The following is a 24110-nucleotide window of genomic DNA, read 5'->3' as shown; positions in this document are numbered from 1 at the left end:
TGAACCAATTCGTTCATGCCTTATTAAAATGAGCCAATCAATTGAGCACCTTACCATGCTCTCCTAATCCCGGCGATAAACCATTTTTCCATTTACAATTGTCCACAAAACCTCGAATCGCTTGTTTAATAGAACTAAGTCAGCATCAGCACCAGGTTCAATCCGCCCTTTCTTTTCCAATCCAAGTATAGTAGCCGGTGTTTGTGTCGCCATCATCACGGCATCCCTTAAAGGAATTCCCGACTGAACTGTTTTTGCCAATGCCTCATTCATCGTCACTGTACTTGATGCCAACGTACCGTCAGCCAGCTTAGCAACTCCATCTCTCACCTTAACCTCATGTCCACCGAATAAATATGTTCCATCACCCATCCCCATAGCTTGGAGAGCATCTGTAATCAGGACCATTTTGTCAGGACCCTTTTCCCGATATAACAGTCTAACGATAGCAGGATGAAGATGGCCATCATCCACGATGGCCTGAACACTAACGCTGCTTTCCTCAAATGCGGCGATGACAAGGCCGGGGTCTCGATGATGAATGGGACGCATCCCATTAAAACAATGGGTAACATGACTGGCGCCTTTTTGAAATGCTTGTCTCGCCTCCTCATAAGTTGCATCGGAGTGGGCAATTGCTGCAATGATCCCTTGCTTCTTTAAATAACCAATCATTTCAATCCCCCCCGGCAGCTCTGGTGCCAGCGTCACCATTCGTAGTAGAGGGCCTGAATTCTGTTTGATTATTTTCATTTCTTCCAGGTCAGGATGCCGTAAATAGCTTACATTTTGCATACCCTTACGTTTCACATTTAAATACGGTCCTTCGACGTGAATTCCAATAATTTGCGCTCCGGGTTCTCTGCCAGCTACTTCTTTTACATTCGTAATCATTTTAAGCAGATCATCTAATGAGGAAGAAACCGATGTAGCTAAGAAGGAGGTGCATCCAGTCCGGGCACATGCCTTGGATACGGCCTCCACACTCTGAATCGTGCCATCCATCATGTCATATCCTTCTGCACCATGAATATGGACATCAATCATTCCCGGAATGAGAAGATGGCCGTTTCCATCAATCTTAGTATCAGCTGAAATATTAGGGACATCGTTAGCATGATGAATGGATACTATTTGGCCATTCCGTATAAAAATGCATCCGGGTTCCGGTTCCTTATCGGATAACAATTGAACATTATAAACTAACGTAGTATTCATTAATTTGATACCCCCTTATATTTCTACTAAAGCTTAACTTTTACACCTGTTTCCAGTGTTTCAACCGCTTTTAATGCGACCTGAAGTGAGCGAATGCTATCTTTATAGGTTGATAGTACGAGGTCTGGATTATTCTCAGCTATCGCCTTTGCAAATGCTTCCAGCTCAAGACGGTATAATGCATCATCCTTTGATTCAAAAAAGACTTTCGTTTCATCCACCTGGCCGCTGACAATCCCTTTGACAAGGTCAAGGGTTAAATGCAATTCATCGGAGATCAGTTCAATTTGGGTAACAACACCCGGATATGACCAAGTATGGGTATGTGTTTGTAAGATACCATTGGTATATTTCATCGTCAGACTGAAGCTATCTTCAATCGTAAAATCATCTGACTTTGAGACAATCAGATTTTCTTGATACCCCGTTACTTGATCGACTTCCCCCAGCAGGTATCGCGATAAATCAAAGATGTGAATGGCTTGGTCGAATGCCGGTCCACCGGAACGTTCTTTATCGAAAAACCAGCGCGGCCAATTGGGTCTAAGTGCAAGCCCATCAAGCATGGCACTTCTTACTAGCGCAACTCTTTTGCCGGCAATTAACTCTCTTGTCTTCTCCACTGCCCCGCTGTAACGGTACATAAATCCAACACTATTAATGACTCCTGTACGATCTAATATTTCATCTACTTTTTTCGCCATTTCAAGATTTTTTGCAGGTGGTTTCTCTATAAAACAATGGATTCCACGTTCGGCAGCCTCACGAACTAAGAACTCCCGCACTTCAGGCGGTGTACAAATGATAACTCCATCAGGATGGGTTTCTTCCAACATTTCAACATAGTTGTTAAATCCTTTTATTCCAAATTTGGCTGCGGCCTTCTTCAACATCTCTTCATTAAGGTCACATACACCGACAACCTGGATATCTTCTATTTCATTCATCGTATTTAAATGGCCTTGACCCTGCCAGCCTGTACCAACCACTGCTAAACGCACCATTTTTATCCCTCTCCTTATTAAAGTGTTGTTATTTTCTAATTGTATTGGCTGCAAACGAACTACTTTCAAGCAAACCGTTTATCCATTTTAAAGCCTCTGCGCAATCATCCGTTGGATCATGGTCCCCGGACTCTTGTTCAATCGAAGCCGTTTTTCTGTAGTCCATTTCCTTCAAAGCCTGTACACATTCCGCAATATTGACAATACCTGAACCAAGAGCAACGGGATGGTGCTCCCCTGCTTCCTTAACATCCTTTAAATGAACGTTTAAAAGCGAATCTTTTAATTGCCAAAGTGCTTCAGGGGCAAAAAAGCCCTGTGTACCAAACCATCCTGTATCAACTGCAGCACCAATTAAATCTCCATAATCGCCAATAACAGCTTTAATCTCATCAGGACTCTTTTCGGGATGATTTTCAACTGCCACCTTTAATCCGTACTCATTACATAAAGAATAGATGATTGGAGCAGACTCTTTCGAAATTCCACTTGTGATCATGTCTATTCCCAGCATTTTTGCTGTTTCAAAACAAAGTCGGGTCCATCTATGATACCTTACCGGGTCCCCAAGGGAACACGAATAAGAATAAACATTTAACCCATGCCGCTGCCATATCGCCTTTAATTCATCTGCCAAATAGGGGGTCATAAACTTGGGAAACGCATGACCCATCCATAATTCCATATGCTGAAATCCAGCACCTTGAATATCACTGCAAATCCTTTCAAACTCCGTCAGACTAAAATTTTCGATTACTTTTCTTTCTGCAGCTCCCCATTCGTCCATACTTGTTTGATAGTTGGTTGATCGCGCAAAGTAATTGGCTGATTGAAAACCGATAATCATGAAACCACCTCATATTTTAATAGAATAAAATTCCAGAACACAAAGTTGTAAATTAAGTAGACTAGCTGCCTATGATTAAACGTAATTTAGCCCTTCAGGAAATGGGAGTGGAATAGGAAAAATTTTGTTTAAATAACCATCCAAATTAGGATCTCCTTGAAGGATTAATTTTTCCAAAGAAGCGTTGTCTACAATCATCAGGTTTTGATTGAACATCAGTTTTTTATGGCTTCCATCAACATCTACAATTTCTATTTTTCCTTTTAAGTAGGGATCCAGCTGCGTAAGCAACAAATTTAGGTCCGAGATCTTAACGGTCCCCGGAAAAGGTGAAACTGTTTTCTCTATAGAATTTAGGATTCTATTAAGCTCACGTTCATATGAAGGAATCGATATTTTCAACGATTTTACTCCATGTTCGAACGATTTTGCTAATAGAGCACAAATAGCTTGAGGGTCCCCTCCCCATTCAATGACTCGAGCTCCGGTTTCTTCTAAAGAAGAAAGAGAAACGCCCAAAACGACAAACCCTTGCATTTTATTTCCCGCTTCCGCTACCAAAATCTTGTGCGCCATTTTATGAATACTAGCAAAGCCTTTGGACTGATTAAGGATGGCCATATCAGCTATACTTTGCTCAAAGTAAACTTTATGAGTGTGGTTTAACCTGCGTAAATCAAACCAATCAAACGGAAGGAATTCTCGAATAGAATGGTCTTCTGTTTCTGGTAAATCTCCTTTTTGTAGCTCGTATTTATTCAATTTCCCATAGGAGGAACACCCTGCTTTTATATAGATTGGCAAATTTCCAGATACAAATATAATAGAAGCTTTAGCTCTTTGAACATGGGCGATTACCTTCTCTAATAAAATGGAGGCATAGCCTTTCTTTCGATGATTTGGATGTGTACAAACAGCCCCGATTGAATAGGCTTGAACTTCTGCAGTTCCTAAATGGATGACGGAAGGGACTAAACCAATAAAAGAGACTAATTCATCGTTGATAAATGCACCATATGATTGGTTAAGAGCAGCTGAAAATACCTGTGGAAATGCCTCCCCCATTGATGCATGCTCATCATCCCGAAACGTTTTGTCAGCTAATGCGATAGCTTTTGGGAATTCATCAGATTTTAGCAATCGAAATTCTATCATTTTGTTCTCCTCTTCATCTATCAAGAGTCATTTTTCTTAATTGATAAACGACAGTTGTTCAATCAATTTACTGATCGGTTTATACTGCTTTTCATAAATGTTACGATATTCGTGATATTTTTCTTTGTCCGGCTGAACCACTTGTTCGGTATTCTTTAATGAGTTTTTAACGGCATCCCTTAATGATGGGAATATCCCTTCACCGGTTGCCGCAATTAAAGCTGCACCACTAAGCGCTGCTTCTGAAATATCCGGAAGGACGAGTTCACTGCCTGAAATAGTTGCTTTTATTTTGATCCAATGTGGATTACGCACTCCGCCGCCAATCACACTCATTCTGTTAATGGTCATTCCCGTCGTTTTCTCCGCCTTCTCCCGAATCATTTCCATCTGGTAGGCATTCCCTTCAATTACTGCTTTAAGAAGTTCGGTTTTTCCATGATTTTTGTTTAATCCAAGGAATGCTGATCTTGCATTCGGGTTGTTGGTCGGTGCACCACTGCCGGTTAAATACGGGTAAAAAATAATTCCACTTGGATCGTCCCCTGCCATTTCTAAATAATGATTAATTTCGGAGTAGGTTAAGCGGTCGTCCCCGAGAATATCACGCATCCATTCAACAGACCCGCCGGATGAAGAATGTCCACCCATCCAAAAATACATATCTTCAAGGGGATGTATGCCAAACGATAATCCGGAAATGTAATCTTCAATTCCAAGTTCTCGCTTCGAAAACGTACCAACCAATGTCTCAGCTGTTCCCATGGAATTATAAACATTGCCCGGCGAAACTATCCCAGCTGCTAATGAAGAACTAACATGATCATGCCCGGCAATATAAACATTCGTATTCGAATCTAATCCGAGGTTGATAAATTCCTGTTTGACTTCTCCAATAGAATCTAAACAATGAGTCACACGAGGGAAAAGATTGGGACTTAGCCCAAAATGACCAATCAATTCCTCGTTCCATTTATCTCTGCCGATTTGATAAACATAAGTCCGTGCCGCCAATGTTCGTTCCTCTGCAATTACGCCTGTTAGGCAATAAGCTATATAGGAAGAAACCGATAACCATACTACCTTATGATTGAAGAGAGCGCTATCATATTCACGAAGCCAAAGCAGCTTCGAAAGTCCATATTTATAGGACAGATGAAGTCCTGTATGGCAGAATTGTTCAAACGTATCAATCTCTCCCTCTATGAAACCAGCTTGCTTTATGGAGGAAGAATCAAACCATGGGATAATATTTGATGCCGGCCTTCCGGTTTCCCAGTTTAGTAACAGCCCGCTCTCAGCCATACTCGTAATACTAACAGCTCTAATTAGCGGACTTCCCGCTTTTTCAATCGTTTCCCGGATTAATTCTGCGACCGAGTTCCAAAGTTTCTGCGCAGGTATAAACGAATTTCCTTCCTTATGATTTATATAGTGTGTTTGCCTGATAGATAAAGTAATTAATCTACCATTCTCTTCAAATAAACCTGCCTTAAGATTTGTGGTACCTATATCTATTGCTAAAAACACAACTAGCCCCCCCTATACAGAAAAGCTTCCCGCGGTAACAATCCGATGATACGTATTTCTTCCCAATGCACCTTGAGGCATAATCCATGGAGCGTCAAAATAAAGCCGTTCTTCTTCCAATTCATCGATATCATTAATATCGCCATTAAGCCATTGCTGAAGTCGATACTCAGCTGATTCTAATCGTGATAAAACTCCTCCGTAACGTATATCAAGGATCTCCCAGCCAAAAGGCTTTAAGGTTGAAAACCATAAGGAACGGTGCAGCTTCCGCAGGTCATCTATCATCGTTCTCAATAAAGGAAGTTCCTCTTTTAAATGAATGAGTTCCTCTTTATTTTTTCGATCATAAGCTTCTTTTATTTTGATTCCTAAATTCGCCTTAACACTTAAAACATTAGCAAGTTGCTTGTAAAAGCTGAATATCTCCTGCCAGTTTTTATTTCGTTCAATTGCTTTTTCTACTCGTGAGGCTAGATTTGCATAATGTTCAGGTAACGGCAAGGAGCGAATATTTTCATCATATAAACCTAGTAAAACATCTTGCCACAACAAAAATTTAGATGGATGTGATTCATGCAGATTATCCTTTGAAACCCCGGGGGTCTCATCAAATTCATTCAAAGCAAGAAAATCATCCCAATTTCCACCGGTACAGAATGAAAAGCGTTTTGCTAATTTTTCTTGAGTTACTTCATTTCCATAACCATGTTCGGCAAATAGCTGCAGCCCAGCCAAGCCGGCGAATGGATTTGTTTCTGCCCCGTTATCCCCCCACATCGTTGCGAACACTTCAGTGATTCCCTCTTTTTTACATGCTTCCAAGGCCGGAATGGTAGTTGCAATGGTTTTTCCATAGTTTGGGGCGATTCCGTTCCATGTCCAGACACCTCCAGCAAAAATCGGCTCGGAGCCAAACTCTTTATGCTTTTGCAAAAAGGTCCGATAAAATTCTTCATCTGTATGGTAGTAATCCCAATAAACAAACTGGACATCCTTCGGCATACCTTTTATTACATCTTCCGGTATTTGGGCATTCAGGTCATAATAATTCCCGGTTTTCGAACCAAGCCGAAAATACATATCGCTCCAAATCATCGGTTTTAACGACAGCTTTTCTGCCAGCTCCACCACCTTATGCAGATGCTCATTCATTATTGAGAAGCGCTTTTGATACCCATGCTGTTCTAAATATTTTCCTAACCCAAGCTGATGCGCCTCATCCATACCAATATGAATACGCTTGCTGCGAAATGGCCCGGATGCGGCCTTCAATAGTTCCTCAATAAATAGATAGGTTTCATCATTGCCAACTAGTAAAATATCGGAAGTATCTTTCATTTTTGCAGCATAATTCCACTTCAGTGCCTCGGTTAAATGGCCGAGTGTTTGAATACATGGAACCATTTCAATTCCAAAGAGATTTGCATATTCATCACATGCCCGTAATTCCATTTCACTGTATCGCCCGCGCATATATCCGAAATAAGGATATTTTTCGACTGTAAAGGTATCCTCTGTATACATCATGACAAGATTCAAACCCATTAAAGCCATCTTCCGAAGCAGAGTTTGTATTCCTTCTACAGTCATAACGGCATTACGGGAAACATCGACCATGACACCATTGGTTTTAAAATGCGGCTTTTCACTCAATTGGAATTCATCTCGTTCCTTAAACTCTTGTAACCATAAGCCTAATGCCCGGAAGAAATGGATTTTCTCTTGAAAGGAAATTTCACCGCTATTTTGCCGGCAGCTTACCTTTAAAGGACCGGCCATTTGTTTGACAAGGATTGGGAAGCCTTCCCCACTTCGTTCAATGCCAAGCTCTTTACAGATAATTTCTATTCCCTGTTCAAGAAAAGTAAGATCACCATAAAAGTGAATTTTCATATCAGAACTACACCTCAAACCAATAGTTTTGATTCAATTTACTGTACCAATAAAAGCTATCTTTTTTCGTTCTTTTTAATGTTTGATAGTCGACATGAACAAGACCAAAACGCATGCTGTATCCATATGCCCATTCATAGTTATCCAGCAATGACCAAATACAATAGCCTTTGAGATTCACGCCGGAAGAAATGGCTCTGCTTATTTCTGTTAAGTGCTGCTTTAAGTATTTGATGCGTTTATCATCACGAACACGCCCATCTATAGGGTCTTGATTGTAAGTTGCTCCATTTTCAGTAATGTAAATAGGAACATCACCATATTTATTTTTAATATCCATTAAAACTTTATAAAACCCTTCAGGATAAATGATAAATCCTAGGTCCGTTTGATCAAATCCGATATCAACATGTTCACAATCAAACGTTCCCTGACCTTCTTTATATCTTGAAACCGTCCCCGTATAATAATTGATTCCTAAAATATCGATAGGCTGAGAAATGATTTCCATATCACCTTCCTCGATGTTTACCTTTGCACCTTTTTTGGCAAACCAATCAACTAATATTTGCGGGTATGTACCTTTAAATACAGGATCGAAGAACCATTCCAAAAACCAGGCAGATAAGCGTCTGCATGCCTCAATATCCTCCGGTCGGTTACTAAAGGGCTCATACCAAGTAACATTCGGCGCAAAACCAATTTCTCCAGGGATTCCAAGCTCTTTAAAACGTTTAACCGCTTTTCCATGGGCAAGTAATAAGTGATGGGCGACATTTAGAGCCGTTTGCAGATTTTGTTCTCCCGGTGCTTGTTCACCAATGAAATAACCTAAAAATGACACACACCATGGCTCATTTATCGTTAACCATGATTTGATTTTTCCTGAAAACTCACGGAACAATAAGTCTGAGTACTCGACAAAAGCCTCAATTGTTTGCCGATTCTTCCAGCCGCCTTCATCCTGAAGTGCCTGCGGCAGGTCCCAATGATAAATGGTACAAAGCGGTTCTATTCCGTTTTCTAAGAGCTTATCAACAAATTGATGGTAATGATCGAAACCCTTTTGATTGACTTCTCCCCTCCCATTTGGAAAAATCCTCGGCCAAGCAATAGAGAAACGATAAGTGTTTACACCTAATTCCTTTAATAACGCAATATCTTCATCCATTCGATGGTAGCTGTCGCAAGCGATGTCACCATTATCCCCATTCCGGACTTTACCGGGAATGCGGCTAAACGTATCCCAAATCGACATGCCTCTTCCATCTTCGTTATAGGCACCTTCAATTTGATAGGAAGCTGTCGACACACCTAAGCGAAAATCTTTCGGAAATGTAATAATTGCCATAATAATTAACTCCTTTCAAAAGTATCTTAGTGAACCACTAAAAGACTTTTCTCGAAATTGTTTCATTCTCTTCAACAAGATCTGTCTGTTCAATGTAGGGTATTGGTTTCAGATTAGCTTTTTCTTTTTCGAGCCAATTTCTCCAAGCCTTGATGTCTTTTTGAAAATCCGTGGCACTTAACCGCATTAATTCTGTATGTGCCTGCTTGCTAAGGAGGGAACGGACATCATCAAGATAATTGATTAAGATTTCATACCCTTTTGCACTTCCGCATCTAGCTAATGCCCGGCCAACGGCTAATTCAAGGATAGATCGTCTTTCAAGAAAGTAATCAGCCTGATGGCCTTGATAACAGTGTTGATTATTTACATATTGAATTTGCAGTAACTGCATAAGGACCGGAATGGCATTCCTATCTCCTAATCTTTCAGCTCCAACGCAGATAGCGTGTATATAATAGAAGATTCCCGCCATCGAATCTTTAAAATCTTCCTCTGAAGGATGCAATATATCAGCCACACGCTGCCAAACCTCAATACTCCGTCTATCCCTGGTAAGTCCTAATGAGTAGAGTAAATAACAGACATCCGGCATGGCGCCATGATCAGGCGGCATTGTCACATACAAAATATCCGCAGTCCTTTTCGGCAAGTGTTGCCCTTGAAGCATGGTCATTATTTCTGAAATTAATGTTGGTACACCTACTGTTGATTCATACATGGCCAACGCCTGTGCGATTCGAACCTTGCGAATTCCTTCCGAGTCTTCATATGCTTTTTTAAGGTAAGGGATAATCCGTTTCCCTGCCGTACAAATCTCAACAAATGGTATTCGCTTTTGATAGATTTCATTCATCCGCATATTGGAGTATTCATATAGAGGCTCATCCACTTCGATTGAACTAATCAGTGTCATTAGTTCTTCATCAGTGTAATGAATTGCCGCTAGTTTCCTCGTTAAAATTCTTTCAGGCATTAACTCTTCTTTTACGATTCTTTCTTGTAAGAGGCGACAGTCCAGCTGTCTGGGATATTTGTTTTCTTTCAAAGCCATAGCAGCAGCTAGGGCTGCAATACCACCCAGATTTTCCAAATCCGATTGCATGCGGATGGCAGGTAATGCATCATGTGTGGCGGAGATCGCTTTACCAACCACTAGTATTCCATCAAGCCCTTTTGGTAAAAGCATTCGGAATGGGATTTCTATTTCAAGGTTTGGCGGGATCAAACCGGCATGTAACCAGTTCGCCTCACTGATACCTTTCATATCATGGTTGCTAAAATGAATATTAATGACATCGGGCCAGCTTCGCTGCAGTAATTGATCACTCATATTCATAACAACGTCACCAACAATATGGCGGCTTTCACGGGGGGCAACATAAATTCCATGATCATGACATCCATCAACGTCATTACTCCATCTTCTTCTCCCTGCCAAAATCGCCCTTGTGTAGTCCTGCACATCAGATACGTTCACCATACTGGTGAAGTTATTCTGCAATTTACCCGGTGTATTATATTGAGCCAGCGAATACCACATCACTACATTATCGCGAACAGAACCATATACGAATTCTGCTCCGGCAAATGCAGCAAGGTCACCATCACCGGTGGCATCAATGACACAGTCCGCTATAATCGAACACACACCCCACTTGGTTGCTGTAATGCAGCCGCATACACGAGTTCCCTTCATTATGGCTCCAAAGGTAATGGTGTTGAATAACATTTCGATTCCTAAACGTTCAGCTGTTTCTAAAAGGGCATATTTTTTTGCTTCAATATTCCATTTATGCCCCTTATACTTCATTCTTTTCTGTATATCATGAACTCGCTTCGTAATTTTCCCAGCATATCCATGACGCTTCCCAAACCAATAGCTGTCGACGCCGCCAAAAGTACCAGTGCCGCCAAGACCCGGGTTAAGGTCAACCAGGATGGTATTCATTCCTTCTTGTGCTGAAACAATGGCTGCTGAACCTCCGCTTGATCCGGCTCCTGAAACGAGTACATCAGCTTTTTTAGAGAGGAAAATTTCTTGAGCAGGAACGTTCCCGAAATTAAGTTTCCGGTCTAAAAAATCAACAGGAATTCTCATTTCATAAGCAGAATCCACTTTGGATAGAGGATTTTTTAGCTGTATATCACTCTGATTATTTTCTAAAGTGAAATTTTTTACTAAATCTGCAAACTGTTCACCATAAGCTGCCCCTATTACAGGATCAAGCCACCCCGCATTGTTATTCTCAAAAAAATCTTTATAAAAACACCATGTATTAGGATAGTTTATTACTAGTTTTTGAATTTGCACTTGTTGTCGAGATTGAATGTCTTCTTCATTCTCATTCACTAAATATGGACCTTTTAATTCATTGGAGCTAGCACATAGCAACGCTTTATGAAACGACGGAACCTCGTGAACAAGATATTCTGTAAGAGAAATTCCCAGTTTTTGTGCTGCTGCTTCACGAAACTGATTTCCTTCTAGGCTGTTTTCCGCTTGTAATAACATTTGGTATTCAACATAGAAATGACCATTTTCATGATAGCCGGGGTAGAGCTGCACTTTATTATCTTTTATTCCTAATCCTAAGGGAACCGTTATTTCTTGTTGATCCATCTCTAGAACATTGGTAAACTCTAAAACACGTTTATAGCAGGCTTTTTCTCCCTTAATTGAATCTTTCACCGGTTCACCGGACAAAAATGCGGTAATGGCAGTTTCGGTTGCATCGACAATTCCTTGACAGCGGATTAATTGCCTGCCGGATTTATTAGCAATAACTAAACCATGCCAATTGCCATCAAAGCGAGTAAGTCCTATTGGCAATGATGTATACAATAATTGCACACCTGCTGCTAATAATTCCTCTTCAAGCCGTATTTTCAATTGATCGACATGGAAAACGACCGAGTGCGAGCTTCCATTAATTAAGGTTTTCCCACAGGTCTCTGCACATGTTTCAATTATTTTGGAACATTGTTTCTCAAATCGATTCATCCAAGGACTAAGTGTCGCTGTCATTTCACTTCCCAAATAAGTCCTTGATTCAACTACCATCACTTGCTTACCTTGATTGGCGAATTGTAATGCACTCGCTAAACCGGCGAAGGTTCCTCCAATAACGGCAACATCCACCTCCGCCAAAATAGGAATCTCTTGGGCAGGCAATTGCTGATTATCCACAACCATAGCCCCCTTCAAATTAATGTGCTTTTTCAATCTCAACAAGCACTTCGCCTTGTGCATTATTACAATCAATGGTAAAAAGCTGCGGATTTAGAGAATCTTGTTGAATCAATACTAATTCACCATTGACCGTAGCTTTTAGAGGTTCTCTTTCAGACAAGAACGCAAAGATACCGCCTTCTTTTAAGGTTACCTTCATTTCTTTTTCCATGTCCCATATAGTTTCTATCCCATCATTACAAATCAGCTTATTTAGAAGGCCAATTGGTGTAACGGAATCTTGGAAAGGAGTGATTAAATATAAGGAAACGCCGTTTTCAGCTAATTTGATCTCAATGCGTTCTTCTTTGTTCAATATCCAGTGGCTCTTTGTTAACACGTCAAAAATGACAAACGTTTCACCAGCTAAATTTGGAACATCACTAGGGCCGATGGAACCATGTACGGCGTCAGTTCCTTCATTAATATTAAACGCAGCGACAACTCCTGCACCTTTACATGTATTCCATATTTTTAGCGGCATTTTCGTTTTCATTGGATCAATAAATAGACAATCTTCTGTTGGAACTCCAGGTTGTTCACAACGAATAATCCGTCCATTCTGATAAATTAGCGGCCAAATCATTTCCGGATTTGTTTGATCAACTGCATCACTAAAATAAATCGGGCCGCCGCTAACCACTCGTAAAATCATATTTTGTAAATCATCATGGTTTTGTGTCCAATACATATCCCAATCGCCCCAATAAAAAGCACCATGGTAAAGGGAGTTATATGCATTTTGTAAGGCATGCTCTTTGAAGCTACTTGCTTCTTGCGGGACAAAATCATCACTATTACGTGAGACAGCGGAGTATGGACGGTGCCAAATATTCTCCTCTGCCATTCCCATACAATTGATTACAGTATTATCAAAATGTAAGGAACATGATGCTTCAAGTGCCGTATGTGCCCCGCTTGCTGCCTCACCAACCGATTGGTTATTCGCCATAAAGTTGGCGATGGCGCTTTGACTGTCTACCTTAACGAAATCAATTCCATCTTTTTTCAATTTAGAATGCCATGCATGCCAAAAACCAAAACCCTCTTCCGCAATCGGTGAAGGAATGAGGCTTCCATTCTTTGTTTTATATAAATGCCTATCTAACGTTTTAGCTAATGGACCTTTTGGTGCAATCCCTTCCCAGTAACCTGCAAGGGTGTGCCATACTCCCACCCAGTTCACACCATATTTCTTCTTCAGTAATGAAACCGTATTGGCTAATCCATTCGGAAATTTCTCTTGGTCCGCATTAAATGATTGGAGTTTCTTTCCATCAACCTCAGACCAACCGTCATCAATCATCATCCATTTGACAGGGATATTTTTTTGTTTTAATTCTTCTGCTTTTGTTAGAATTCCTTCCTCATTTACCGCATGATAAAAAGCATCCCAGCTGCACCAGCCTAAGTAATCCAAGATTTCCGGATATTTTTTTTCTTCCCGCTGGAGGGTTCTATGACCACCTGCAGTTAAGGCCGCCTTAACAGTTTCATTCACTAAATGAAATGGGTTGGTTGCAGTACCTAAAATGAATGCAAATGCAGATATATGATCATAGCCGCCATGGAATGGAGAAATGGAGATTTGCAAGCCCTCTTCCGTCCCCACTAAATCTGTCCGTGTCACTTCATCGCAAACAGGCAGCATATGATAATAACTTTGCTCATTTTTTAGAAGCAAGGATTGTGTACGTTCAGGTACTTCATGGATGTCTTTCGTAAAATAAGGGCGAGTCCACCAGTCTTTATGCTGGTAATTCGCCATAATCTCATACTCATTCAGCATGTTCTTAAGGGTAATATTGATTGCATGCTGAGGCGAAAAAAAGACTTGTTTTTTGAATAATTCTTCATTTTTTATAGATGCATCAACGAAGGTGGTGATAAATGAATCGTAACAACGGAATCTTACTGTCGCGTAAATTGATTCTAATCCATCATGAAATTCATAACGATTTTCTTTATATACACCAAGCTGGTCTTCTCCCATAATTTCTTCTGAAGATTTAAAATTTAAACATTGATTTGCCTGATGATTAAGATTGATAGAGACTTGAATTCCGGAGAAAATCGTCTCATTATTCAAAAGACATTTTTGCTCATCTTGTTTTTGCTGGAATTGAAACATAGTATGCTCCTTTAGCCCTTATTTGGGGCAGACCCCTTATCCTTTTATCTCTAACGCATATTTGGCAACAGAAAGAGAAGCTAAATCTCCAACACTTTCTTTTAATCCCGATGGTACGACAGTGCAGACCCCGAGGGAATAGGAAAGTGCCTCTTTTTGAAGTTCTTCCATGACGATTGGTTTTAACAAATTTTCCTGCCGTAAATAGATGCTGCCGATAACAATTTTTTCGGGATTAAGCATATCCACTAGCAATGCTATTCCTCGCCCTAATTTCTTGCCTACAATTTGATACACTTCATTGGCAAGCTCATCACCTGCTTGTGCGGCTTCCCCTACTGTTTTTGCGGAAATCTCAGCAATATCATCATGGGAAGAACAAATGGAAGTTGTTTTCCCCTGTACCATCCACTCTTTGACCTTAACTTGAGCCAGGCGGGCAATTCCGCCGCCACTGCAAAAGCCTTCAAATGAGCCTGCTTTTCCATAGCCGATTGGGCCGGCATCTTCTAAACGAATATGGCCAACCTCACCAGCCATATCATTTGTTCCTGTATATAATCGTCCATTCAATATAAAGCCCGCACCCATCCCCGTACCAAAGGTTAGAAAAATCATGTTGTCCGCACCTTTTCCAGCTCCCCACTTCCACTCCGCCAAGGCACAAGCATTGGCATCATTTTGGACTGAAACCGGGACTTGAAAACGTTCACGCAAAGGTGACACGATATCAATTCTATCCCAGTTCGGTAAATTTGGCGGTGAAAGTATAAGGCCATTTTTACTGTCAAGCGGTCCGCCACAGCTAATTCCGATCGCCTTTAATTCAAAACCCTTTTGCTCCGCCAACAATTTTTCTAACCCGTCCATCATTAGACCAAGTGCTTTTTCAGGTGTATCCGGAGTTGGAAAGCTATATTTTGCAACTAACTCCATTCCATGATTTTCTTCGATTCCTATGACAACGGCGCACTTTGTGCCCCCAATATCTAAACCGGCCAGTACGGGCTTCATGCAAAAAATGCCTCCTCTAGCATTAAACAAAGGGAGTGATAGATTGGAAGATGTCTTTCCTGAATTTCCGGTGTGGAATCATATGGGACAGTAATGGTTACATCACATAACTCTTTTAACGTCCCGCCACTTTTACCAGTGAGCCCGATGGTTACTAACCCCAGTCCCTTAGCAACTTTTACAGCATGGTTAATATTCTTTGATTTTCCGGATGTACTAAATCCGATAAAGACATCGCCTGCTTTTCCATAGCCATATACTTGTTGTGCAAAAACCATGTCCGGGGCAACATCATTGGAGAATGCTGTCATAAGGGCTGTTTGACTGACAAGGGAGATTGCCGGCAGCGCCCCTTGCAAATGTTCAACTAAGTATTCATCCCCTCCTGAAGCTGCCAATAATTTCTCTCTCATCTCTTGTGCCAAAGGGCGTTTTAACATGAAACCTTTCATCAATTCGCCCACCACATGATCACAGTCAGCTGCACTGCCGCCATTTCCTGCAAGGAGAACCTTTCCTCCCGACTGATAGGCCTGTTTGATTGCTTCAAAGGCAGCCTCAATACTTGTTTGACATTCTATTAATTCAGGATATTTCTCAAATAGATTTTCTAATCGCTTATTCATTTCAACATCCCCTAGTAAATTTGTTGATTAACATTCCTTTAAGTGATGAATGGCTTTAGCAAAAAAATCGGTGCTCCCGAAGCTGCCTGACTTTAATACAAGCAAACGCGTTGGTGTATTTAAACTAATACACGAAGGAAGACCGGGTTCGATTTCTTTCCAGACAGTAAGACCTTCAATCCCAAGCCTGCTGCAAACCGAAGCAGAGGTTTCACCGCCTGCTATTAATAAGCGATTTACCTTTGTTCTCTTCAATGTCTCATCCACTACAAAAGCCAAAGAATCGGAGACGGTCCTTGAAACGGTTGTATTTGAATATCCTAATCTAGTACCCATTTGTTTCGTTTCCTTAACAATCTCCGGGTTATTTGAAGAATGCACAAGCACATCGCTGCCATCATTTAGTAAAGTAACGAGCTTTGATATCAACTTATCGAGATAGGCAGTTTTCTGATCGGAAAATAACATAGGTGATTCCATTTCGAAAACAGGAAGCCCTCGGAGCTTCATTTCTTCAACTTGATTAAAGGTTTGCGGCATTAAGCTGCCGGCCGCACATAATACACCGGTTTCTAATTTAGGTAAAATAATATTTCGAGTCCCTTTTTGATTTTTTTCTATTTTCATGGACAATTCTTCTGCAATCCCTGAAGCCCCGCAAATAATCTGTTCATCCTTAATCGCTTGTGCAATGACTTGTAAGGACGATTGGTCCTTTACATCTAAAATTAAGTAATGGCACTCAGACCGCATTCTTTCAATTTCTTGTTTTAATTTGTCGCTTCCTTGGTCAACGATTTCGATATCAACCATGGAAACTTTACGCTTTGTTTGCGCTTGTAAAATTCTAACCAAGTCAGATTGGTGCATGGGATGAACAGGGTCATTACGAAACTCAGAATCTGCTAATTCTTTTCCATGAACATAGTGCTTACCATGCATCGTGGTTCTTCCGTTTTTAGGAAATCCAAGAACAACCACGGCAAATTCACTTTCAAGCGCATCAAGCATTGCATCAAACTCAGCACCGATATTCCCTCTAAAAACAGAACATGTTTTATTAAAAAATTGTTTACACCCCAGTGATTGCAAACTCTTCGTACTAATAAAAACCTTCTCATAGGCTTCTTGATCATAATCAAGACGAGAATTTGTATCGATAATCAATACATCCGGCGGGAACGTTCCCATTTTTGCTTTTAAAAACGGATATGGATAGACATCCGTTCGCCAGTCTGCTTTAGCAAACATGATGCCAATATCATTAGCGCCAGTAATATCGTCAGCGATGATTCCAATCAAATTTCCCACTTCCTTCGCGGCTTATAGCAAGATTCATAAAGAAAACTACGAATTTCGTTTTCAGGAAGTTCTTGAAGTTCTATCCCTGCTTTACGGGAGATTACAAGCATTTTACATGCCATTTCTAATGTTTGAAGAGCCATTTTAGCTTCTTTTATGGATGTGTCATAAACAAGGACGCCATGATTTTCTAATAAAAGGATGTTTGCCTTTTTCGCTTTTTCTCTAACGAGTTCACCAAGTTCCATTGAACCGGGATGTGCATACGGAACTCGCTCAATACGTTCTAAATAATACATGCCTTCAACAAACCAGCCTGAAGGAATATTAATGCTTGAAGAAGCGATAAGCGTGCTATATAAAGGTGATGCATGTAAAACAGCTCCAATATCAGGACGGGATTCATAGATTGCACGATGCATCGGTACCTCTTTAGAAGGTTTTTTACCGCCATTAATACTCTTGCAATTTTCTATCGAGCATTCGGTAAAATCCTCAAAATCCAAATCTCCTAAATAAGTCCCGCTCGCTGTAATAAGAAACAAGTTGTCCTCGGTTTTGGCACTAATATTACCTGAATTGCCCCATGCTAAGTCAAATTCCATCATATATTTTCCGGTTTCTTGTAATTGCTTTTTAATTTCTTGTTTCTGATCCTCAAAAACCATTGCTACTCATCCCATTCAATTAAATTCGTTTCCCTAATCGGCTTGTCTATATCTTTGGGAATACGGAAAGTTTTAATTTCAGATGGATTAAAAGATGCCTTAAAACTACGATTAAATTTTGGCAAAGTAATCTCCGCCTCTGTAGGCACTTTATTCGTTTCAAAGCAACGAATGATAAGATCGTTATTGTCTTCCGCCTTTTTGATTGCACTAACGTGTATATTATCAGCATTTACTTTTACATAAGAATCCGTTTGCGGTAATGAACCTTTATGAAAGGTCTCGATGATTGAGATTGGTTTACAATTTAATTCTGCCGCTCTTTTCGGTGTTTCCGCTTCTTCCCAGCTGCCTTCATGAGGAAGTAATGAGTATTCAAACTGTTGAACTCCTTGATCAATAAAGGTATAATCCCCGTCCTCTTCCGGTACAAGCGGATCATGGTGAGCATAGATTGGGCTCCGTAATACGGTTAAAGAAAGCTCTTTATTGTGAATGCTGTAGCTATATTTCGCATTATTGATTAGGCTAAGGCCATATACACCCTCTTGGTTTGGTCTAATCCCGGTCACATCAACCCAGCTTTGACCCGGCTCTTCTTCACCATTATGCTCTCGCTCAATCGTTCCATAAGGAATTTCATACGTTTGTTTTCTAAAGATTGCATTAATCGGGAAGATAAGTTTCAGCATCTTGAACTTTTCACGCCAATCAACCGTTACTTTAACATCGATTTGGTCATTTTCCCGATACATTGTAAAGTCTTGAATCAAGACTGATCGGCCGTATTCACTTTTCACCCGAATCACTGATTTAACCGGTCCATGTTCAGCAAGATATACTTTCGTCGCTTTGAAATCACCAACGATGTTATTAAAATGAAGTGTATCATGACTCCATGTATCTGTTTTATCATCGATGACAACCGGTTTAGCTGCCGGTCCTGAAAATACTTCATGCTCGACTTGTTTATCAAATAAACTCTTAATCCAACCGGTTTCAGCATCAAATTCAATTTTAAAGCGGTCATTTTCCATTGACAGCCCGCTTGCTTTAATTGGTTCACCAATTGGTTGAATGCCGGTTAATTCTGTATATAGCTTATATACACGGTATCCCATTGCAGGTAGATCAGCCAAAAAGTTTAGTCGGTAACGCCCCCTTGCTGTTGCTTGTGATTGTACCGATTGAAACGGAACTGGATTTCCCTGATTATCTACTAAAACGGACGTTGGTTTTAAGCCCCCTATTTCAATTTCAACATTCACTTTGCTATCCCAAGCATGTGGGTTAAAGATAACGATTGGTTTCATTCGCTCATCTTGCTCGATGTCAATTTTCCATGAAATAGACTGTACGGCATTATTCAAAGCCCGATCGGCGATGGCCAAAGCTTCACCGTATAAATTTCTTGCATCTTCATAGGCAGACTCAATACTTGTTCCAGCTAAAATATCATGGAATTGATTAAATAAAACATCCTTCCAAGCACGGTTGAATTCAACCGGATATGGCTGCCCGGTTAACCAAAATGCGAGGGCTGAATATTTTTCAGCGGTCATCAGCATATTTTCTGCTTTACGATTGTATTGTTTTACACCTGAGTGGGCTGCATAGCAGCCGCTGGCATGGTGCTGCAAATCGTCATGCACAACTGGTAAATCAATCGTATTCTTCATTTTTTCAAAATAGGTTTCAGGGGTTGAGAAAACGAGATTAGGAAGATTCTTATCTTCATTTAACTGATAGATACTTTCGATGTTTTCCTTTGTTGGTCCGCCGCCATGGTTTCCAACTCCATAAAAAAGCATGAGGTCATCGATATTTCCTTTAAACTCGCCTTTGCATCTTTGCACATACCTTTCTAGTTCCTTACCCCATGAAAGATATTCATACATGATTCGAAATGCCATTACTCGTGACCCATCATCAGATTCCCACCAAAAAAGTCTGTTTGGAAGCCCTTTTTCATTTGGCATTGGGCGCATGAAAACATATGAATCCATGCCGCTTTTTTTCAATATTTGCGGAAGCATGCCATGATGACCAAAACTATCAACATTGTAGCCAACCTTTGCCGTTACTCCAAACTTTTCTTGAAAATATCGCTGGCCGTAAAGACCTTGTCGTACAAACGATTCTCCATTTGGGATATTGCAATCAGGCTGGATCCACCATCCCCCTACAATCCGCCAACGCCCTTCTTTAACTCGCTCTTTGATTTCCAAAAACATTTCCGGGTCATTCTCTTCTACCCATTCATACATTGCTGCAGAACTTGAAGTGAAAATAAAATCGTCGTATTCTTTCATGCGATCCAACGCAGAGCGAAAAGTGGCTTTTGTTTCTTGAAATCCCTCTTGCCATTGCCAAAGCCAAACCGGATCTAAATGAGCGTTACCAATCATATGGAATGTTTTATCCTTCATTTCCTAAATCCCCCGTCCCATTCTTATTGTCTTATCGGTGAAATGTCTTGCTTTATTATCACTTAATAAAAATTGGGTAATTTTTTCTCCCACCGTTTCTTCAACTGCATGTTGACCTGCCAGTAAACAATCAGCAGGCAATTGATTACACTCCACATTTGTGAGCCTTTCTTCACGCTCTATTGCTTTTAAGAAAGAAAGCTCAAGATCTGTTGCAATATTTACTTTACTTACACCGCCATTAGGCAACTGAAATGCCTTTTGTATCATCTCACTCGGTACACCTGACCCCCCATGAAGCACGAGGTGAACCGGAGTTAACTCACGAATGGCAGACAAACGGTTATAATCAACCTTTGGTTCACGAACCATATACACACCATGTGCAGTGCCGCATGATACAGCTAATGCGTCCACACCTGTTTGTTTAACAAATTCAGCTGCTTCAACGGGATCTGTATATAATTCTTCATCTTTATCGGTTTCAATAAAATCAGTGGTTCCGATCATTCCAAGTTCAGCCTCAACAGAAACTCCTTTGGCATGTGCATATTCCACAACTTCCTTTGTGATTTTCACATTTTCTGCAAATGGCTTTTCTGAAGCGTCAATCATTACTGATGTGAAACCGGCTTCGATAGCATCCATAATGACTTTAAACTCTTTCGTGTGATCCAGATGTAAAACAATAGGCACAGTAATCGCTAAATTTTCTACCTGAAAATAGAACTCATTTGCAAAATCAAAGGGTGTAATCCCGTACCGTTCTAATTCTTTTTGTGAAATTTGAACAATTAGGGGTGAAGCATTTTTTTGTCCTGCTTTTAAAACTGGAGTAATCATGGCCGTATAGCGTGGTGAAAAAGAACCTGTCGCATACTGGAATTTTTCCGCTATCGCTAGGGCATCAGTTAAAGGGACCACATTTTGTGGTTTTAATCGATTCATCATGTATCATTCCTTCTAATTTGTATTCAATCTATCGGTTTTAATTTTGTAATGTACGTTTAACAGCTTCCATTCCCAATTCCGGACTTGTTACAAAATAGCTTTGTTCTTCAGGTGTAAAGCTTGAAACGACCCTAGCCATAGATGCTTGTGCCAAAACAACGATATCAACCTTTTTTGCTAAATCCCTTAATGCTTTAGACAAATCCAAATCATGTCCTTCTTTATCGTTTGCCAGTAATTTCTGATAGGCAGATGCAACTAAAATCGGTTCAAACTCTACTTTTTTCCCTTTATCATCAGCTTTTTGCTTAAGCAATTCTAAGGTAGGCTTTAAAGTAGTTTCCAATGTCGCAGCAACTCCAATTTTTTCTGCAGAGTTAATGGCAAATTCCGCCATTGCATCATCAATACGGACAATCGGAATGGATACCTTTGGCTGTATGGATGAAACGAGTGCTCCAATGGATGAACATGCATTTAATATACAATCTGCCCCTAGATGTTCAGCTGTTTTAGCATAGCTTTCCCACCGCTGAGCTATTTCCTGGACATTACCGCCATTTTGGCTTAATTGAGGCAGGATTGAATCATCTATCAAATTAACAATATCGCAATCTCCAATTATATTTGCTGCTAAATCCTTTAACGGCTCAATGGTAACAGGAGTCGTATGGATAATTGCAAGTTTCTTCTTCATACCCGGTTCCCCCATCATTTAAGATAACTGTAATTCACGATTAAACGCCAAAGCCTCTTGTGTCGCATAAAGAACAAGCCCGACACACCAGGAATGAGAAAGTGTTAACATCATTCCCTTTGGCTGAAAGCAATTCGTATTATAAAAACGCTCTGTGACCATTCCTTTATAAGCATTAAAATCGCCATCTTTTCTGGCTATAAACTGCAAGAAACAGGCAATATGATCTCGAGTCCGGTCTAAATAATAGGAATCGTCCGTATATTTCCAAAGCCTGAGCATTTCCGGAACACAAAATAGTCCATAGTTATGTAAATGCTGATTAGATGGTGAAGCCTGGTCAGCACCCCGAGACCGAAAATCGTATTGATACAGGAATGTATGCTCCGGAAATGCTAGATTATATGTCCAGCGGAAGGTCATTAACCAATCAGCTGCATATTTTGCTAGCCTCAACCATTTTTCATTTTTATCATTTTCATAGAGTAATACATAAGCAACAACCGCATTATAAGCATCTTCAGATGTTGGTGTTAAATGAACATCTTCCGGTGCACCATAAATATATTCATCCAGCACAAAATGCTCATAATAATGACCTGCTCTTTCTGCAGCAGCTCGGTATTCTTCTTTTTCGAAAAATTTACTTCCTTCCAGTAATGAAGCAATCCATAGCATTCCTCCGGCTCCATCCCATTCTTCAACCTCTCCTGTTTCACAATGATAATAGGATCCAAAGTTGCCATCTGCCCGTTGATGGGCAACGGCAAAGTTTAAATTAGATAGAACTGCTTTTTCCCAATCAGGATGGTTAATCCCCGCTTGCTTTTCAAAGATCAGGGCACGAACCAAAAACAGGGTTGCTTCAGAAATCGTTCTCGCTTGTAACCAAGTGTTCTTTGGATTCCAACCTGTTCCCCAGCCTTTTCCGTGCACCCATGACGCCCAGAATGTCCCACTTGGAGCAAGTGCTAAAGCAATATTATTCATGACATCAATTGCTGCATCAACATATTGTTTGATTTTATTTTTTCTCCCATAAGTAAGCAATGCATAGGCATAAGGCACCCCACTAACCCAACCAACATGCATATGGGGGCGGTCTCCCATTCCTTTTACATTATTGTTAAACTCACGGTCGAATGCTGCTGTTTCAGCTAGAATGCTATGTTCAGGCATATAATGCCAACGATATAAGCCATGTGCTGTTAATTCCGAAGCTTCCTCAAGACCCATCCATGGATTTAATGGATACTCTTGTTGATGAAGCTTGTACATCTCACGGATAAACGGATCATAGGAGTGTAAATCAGGCGATGATGTATAGATTTTTAATTGTAAATGGATCGTTTCACCTGGTTTAAAGGTATATAATGAGATATCTTTTGGCTCTGGAATCGGCTCGCCAACAAAAGTGACAGGTTCCTCTTTATATGGAAAATTCACCCAAATAGATATCCCTGACTCATTTCCGCGAAAACCAACCCCTGTAAGTCCAATCTCACTCATTTCCTCTACACAAAGAGCCCCGCACATTTCATCATTCCAGGCAAAAACGGCCGGAAGGGCGGCACGATCTGATCGAAAAGACCAATGATCTGAAACCATCTCATCATGATTGCCATCCCTGAAATCATATCTTGGATACTTCCTGGCATTATGTTCGAAGCGATTTTCTTTATAAAAAGCACCTGGAATCATCCATGTTGGCTTACCTCCGCCAAGTAAATCGCAGTTAAACCGGAAGCCGAAAGCCGCTGAAACTTCTTTGTTATACGTTACATTAAGATCCACTTGGATATAACCGCATCCATCTTGTACAGGTTTCCATCCTGAATGAACTGTAAAAACATCGCCACTGCCTGAAATGCGGTAACCATCATCTATCTTTTTTACTTCATCAATTTGAATTTTTTCTACGTCCTTTTCCTCGTTGTATATATCAAGAAGTGAGTCGAGTCGAAGAAATGCATTGCCGCTCTTTCGATCTACAGAATGAACGTGAATCTCGTATTTTTTTTTGACATTTTCATGTACGTTAATAAATGTACTCAAGGGA

General features: G+C 40.5%; 17 protein-coding genes. All 17 read right to left on the bottom strand.

Annotation, left to right across the window (positions count from 1 at the left end; all coding sequences use genetic code 11):
* Positions 1 to 63 precede the first annotated feature (63 nt).
* Positions 64 to 1218: an N-acetylglucosamine-6-phosphate deacetylase gene (nagA, locus tag AC3ANV_RS05240; RefSeq protein WP_488312613.1), complete on the bottom strand. Its 1155-nt coding sequence runs from the start codon at positions 1216 to 1218 to the stop codon at positions 64 to 66.
* A 26-nt stretch (positions 1219 to 1244) separates the two neighbouring features.
* Positions 1245 to 2222, bottom strand: a complete 978-nt coding sequence (locus AC3ANV_RS05235; protein WP_488312612.1) for a Gfo/Idh/MocA family protein — start codon at positions 2220 to 2222, stop codon at positions 1245 to 1247.
* 28 nt (positions 2223 to 2250) lie between these two features.
* On the bottom strand, positions 2251 to 3069 hold the full coding sequence (locus AC3ANV_RS05230; protein WP_488312611.1) for a sugar phosphate isomerase/epimerase family protein: 819 nt from the start codon (positions 3067 to 3069) through the stop codon (positions 2251 to 2253).
* Between the two features lie 75 nt (positions 3070 to 3144).
* Entirely contained in the window at positions 3145 to 4224 is a 1080-nt protein-coding gene (locus AC3ANV_RS05225; RefSeq protein ID WP_488312610.1) for a GNAT family N-acetyltransferase, read from the bottom strand.
* A gap of 36 nt (positions 4225 to 4260) precedes the next feature.
* Entirely contained in the window at positions 4261 to 5754 is a 1494-nt protein-coding gene (locus AC3ANV_RS05220; RefSeq protein WP_488312609.1) for an FGGY-family carbohydrate kinase, read from the bottom strand.
* 12 nt (positions 5755 to 5766) lie between these two features.
* Positions 5767 to 7650: a beta-N-acetylhexosaminidase gene (locus tag AC3ANV_RS05215; protein WP_488312608.1), complete on the bottom strand. Its 1884-nt coding sequence runs from the start codon at positions 7648 to 7650 to the stop codon at positions 5767 to 5769.
* 7 nt (positions 7651 to 7657) lie between these two features.
* Positions 7658 to 9001, bottom strand: a complete 1344-nt coding sequence (locus AC3ANV_RS05210; RefSeq protein WP_488312607.1) for a GH1 family beta-glucosidase — start codon at positions 8999 to 9001, stop codon at positions 7658 to 7660.
* A 37-nt stretch (positions 9002 to 9038) separates the two neighbouring features.
* Positions 9039 to 12191: an FAD-dependent oxidoreductase gene (locus AC3ANV_RS05205; RefSeq protein WP_488312606.1), complete on the bottom strand. Its 3153-nt coding sequence runs from the start codon at positions 12189 to 12191 to the stop codon at positions 9039 to 9041.
* 19 nt (positions 12192 to 12210) lie between these two features.
* Positions 12211 to 14364: a Sip1-related alpha-galactosidase gene (locus tag AC3ANV_RS05200; protein WP_488312605.1), complete on the bottom strand. Its 2154-nt coding sequence runs from the start codon at positions 14362 to 14364 to the stop codon at positions 12211 to 12213.
* 36 nt (positions 14365 to 14400) lie between these two features.
* A complete protein-coding gene (locus tag AC3ANV_RS05195; protein ID WP_488312604.1) occupies positions 14401 to 15378 on the bottom strand; it encodes an ROK family protein in 978 nt (325 codons plus the stop codon).
* Complete coding sequence (locus AC3ANV_RS05190; protein WP_488312603.1) at positions 15375 to 16004, bottom strand: D-sedoheptulose-7-phosphate isomerase; 630 nt, start codon at positions 16002 to 16004, stop codon at positions 15375 to 15377. Before AC3ANV_RS05190 ends, AC3ANV_RS05195 begins: the two co-directional genes overlap by 4 nt.
* Before the next feature lie 27 nt (positions 16005 to 16031).
* On the bottom strand, positions 16032 to 17306 hold the full coding sequence (locus AC3ANV_RS05185) for a four-carbon acid sugar kinase family protein (protein ID WP_488312602.1): 1275 nt from the start codon (positions 17304 to 17306) through the stop codon (positions 16032 to 16034).
* The gene (locus AC3ANV_RS05180; protein ID WP_488312601.1) at positions 17303 to 17974 is read right to left on the bottom strand and encodes a class II aldolase/adducin family protein; all 672 of its coding nucleotides are present in this window, start codon (positions 17972 to 17974) and stop codon (positions 17303 to 17305) included. Before AC3ANV_RS05180 ends, AC3ANV_RS05185 begins: the two co-directional genes overlap by 4 nt.
* A 2-nt stretch (positions 17975 to 17976) precedes the next feature.
* Positions 17977 to 20403 (bottom strand): alpha-mannosidase, encoded by a 2427-nt coding sequence (locus AC3ANV_RS05175; RefSeq protein ID WP_488312600.1) that lies wholly within the window; start codon positions 20401 to 20403, stop codon positions 17977 to 17979.
* A gap of 3 nt (positions 20404 to 20406) precedes the next feature.
* The gene (locus AC3ANV_RS05170; protein WP_488312599.1) at positions 20407 to 21354 is read right to left on the bottom strand and encodes a class II fructose-bisphosphate aldolase; all 948 of its coding nucleotides are present in this window, start codon (positions 21352 to 21354) and stop codon (positions 20407 to 20409) included.
* Between the two features lie 37 nt (positions 21355 to 21391).
* Positions 21392 to 22051, bottom strand: coding sequence for an aspartate/glutamate racemase family protein (locus tag AC3ANV_RS05165; RefSeq protein ID WP_488312598.1), 660 nt, complete (start codon positions 22049 to 22051; stop codon positions 21392 to 21394).
* An 18-nt stretch (positions 22052 to 22069) separates the two neighbouring features.
* Complete coding sequence (locus tag AC3ANV_RS05160) at positions 22070 to 24106, bottom strand: hypothetical protein (RefSeq protein ID WP_488312597.1); 2037 nt, start codon at positions 24104 to 24106, stop codon at positions 22070 to 22072.
* Positions 24107 to 24110: the final 4 nt, after the last annotated feature.

Source organism: Neobacillus sp. DFD-2R (assembly GCF_057747865.1).
The sequence above is the reverse complement of the archived record's forward strand: the minus strand, read 5'-3'. Positions and strand labels throughout refer to the sequence as shown.

Excerpts from the sequence above, each read along its gene's own strand:
- nagA (WP_488312613.1), bottom strand. The coding sequence starts at position 1,218 with ATGAATACTACGTTAGTTTATAATGTTCAATTGTTATCCGATAAGGAA.
- AC3ANV_RS05235 (WP_488312612.1), bottom strand. The coding sequence starts at position 2,222 with ATGGTGCGTTTAGCAGTGGTTGGTACAGGCTGGCAGGGTCAAGGCCAT.
- AC3ANV_RS05230 (WP_488312611.1), bottom strand. The coding sequence starts at position 3,069 with ATGATTATCGGTTTTCAATCAGCCAATTACTTTGCGCGATCAACCAAC.
- AC3ANV_RS05225 (WP_488312610.1), bottom strand. The coding sequence starts at position 4,224 with ATGATAGAATTTCGATTGCTAAAATCTGATGAATTCCCAAAAGCTATC.
- AC3ANV_RS05215 (WP_488312608.1), bottom strand. The coding sequence starts at position 7,650 with ATGAAAATTCACTTTTATGGTGATCTTACTTTTCTTGAACAGGGAATA.
- AC3ANV_RS05210 (WP_488312607.1), bottom strand. The coding sequence starts at position 9,001 with ATGGCAATTATTACATTTCCGAAAGATTTTCGCTTAGGTGTGTCGACA.
- AC3ANV_RS05200 (WP_488312605.1), bottom strand. The coding sequence starts at position 14,364 with ATGTTTCAATTCCAGCAAAAACAAGATGAGCAAAAATGTCTTTTGAAT.
- AC3ANV_RS05195 (WP_488312604.1), bottom strand. The coding sequence starts at position 15,378 with ATGAAGCCCGTACTGGCCGGTTTAGATATTGGGGGCACAAAGTGCGCC.
- AC3ANV_RS05190 (WP_488312603.1), bottom strand. The coding sequence starts at position 16,004 with ATGAATAAGCGATTAGAAAATCTATTTGAGAAATATCCTGAATTAATA.
- AC3ANV_RS05180 (WP_488312601.1), bottom strand. The coding sequence starts at position 17,974 with ATGGTTTTTGAGGATCAGAAACAAGAAATTAAAAAGCAATTACAAGAA.
- AC3ANV_RS05175 (WP_488312600.1), bottom strand. The coding sequence starts at position 20,403 with ATGAAGGATAAAACATTCCATATGATTGGTAACGCTCATTTAGATCCG.
- AC3ANV_RS05170 (WP_488312599.1), bottom strand. The coding sequence starts at position 21,354 with ATGATGAATCGATTAAAACCACAAAATGTGGTCCCTTTAACTGATGCC.
- AC3ANV_RS05165 (WP_488312598.1), bottom strand. The coding sequence starts at position 22,051 with ATGAAGAAGAAACTTGCAATTATCCATACGACTCCTGTTACCATTGAG.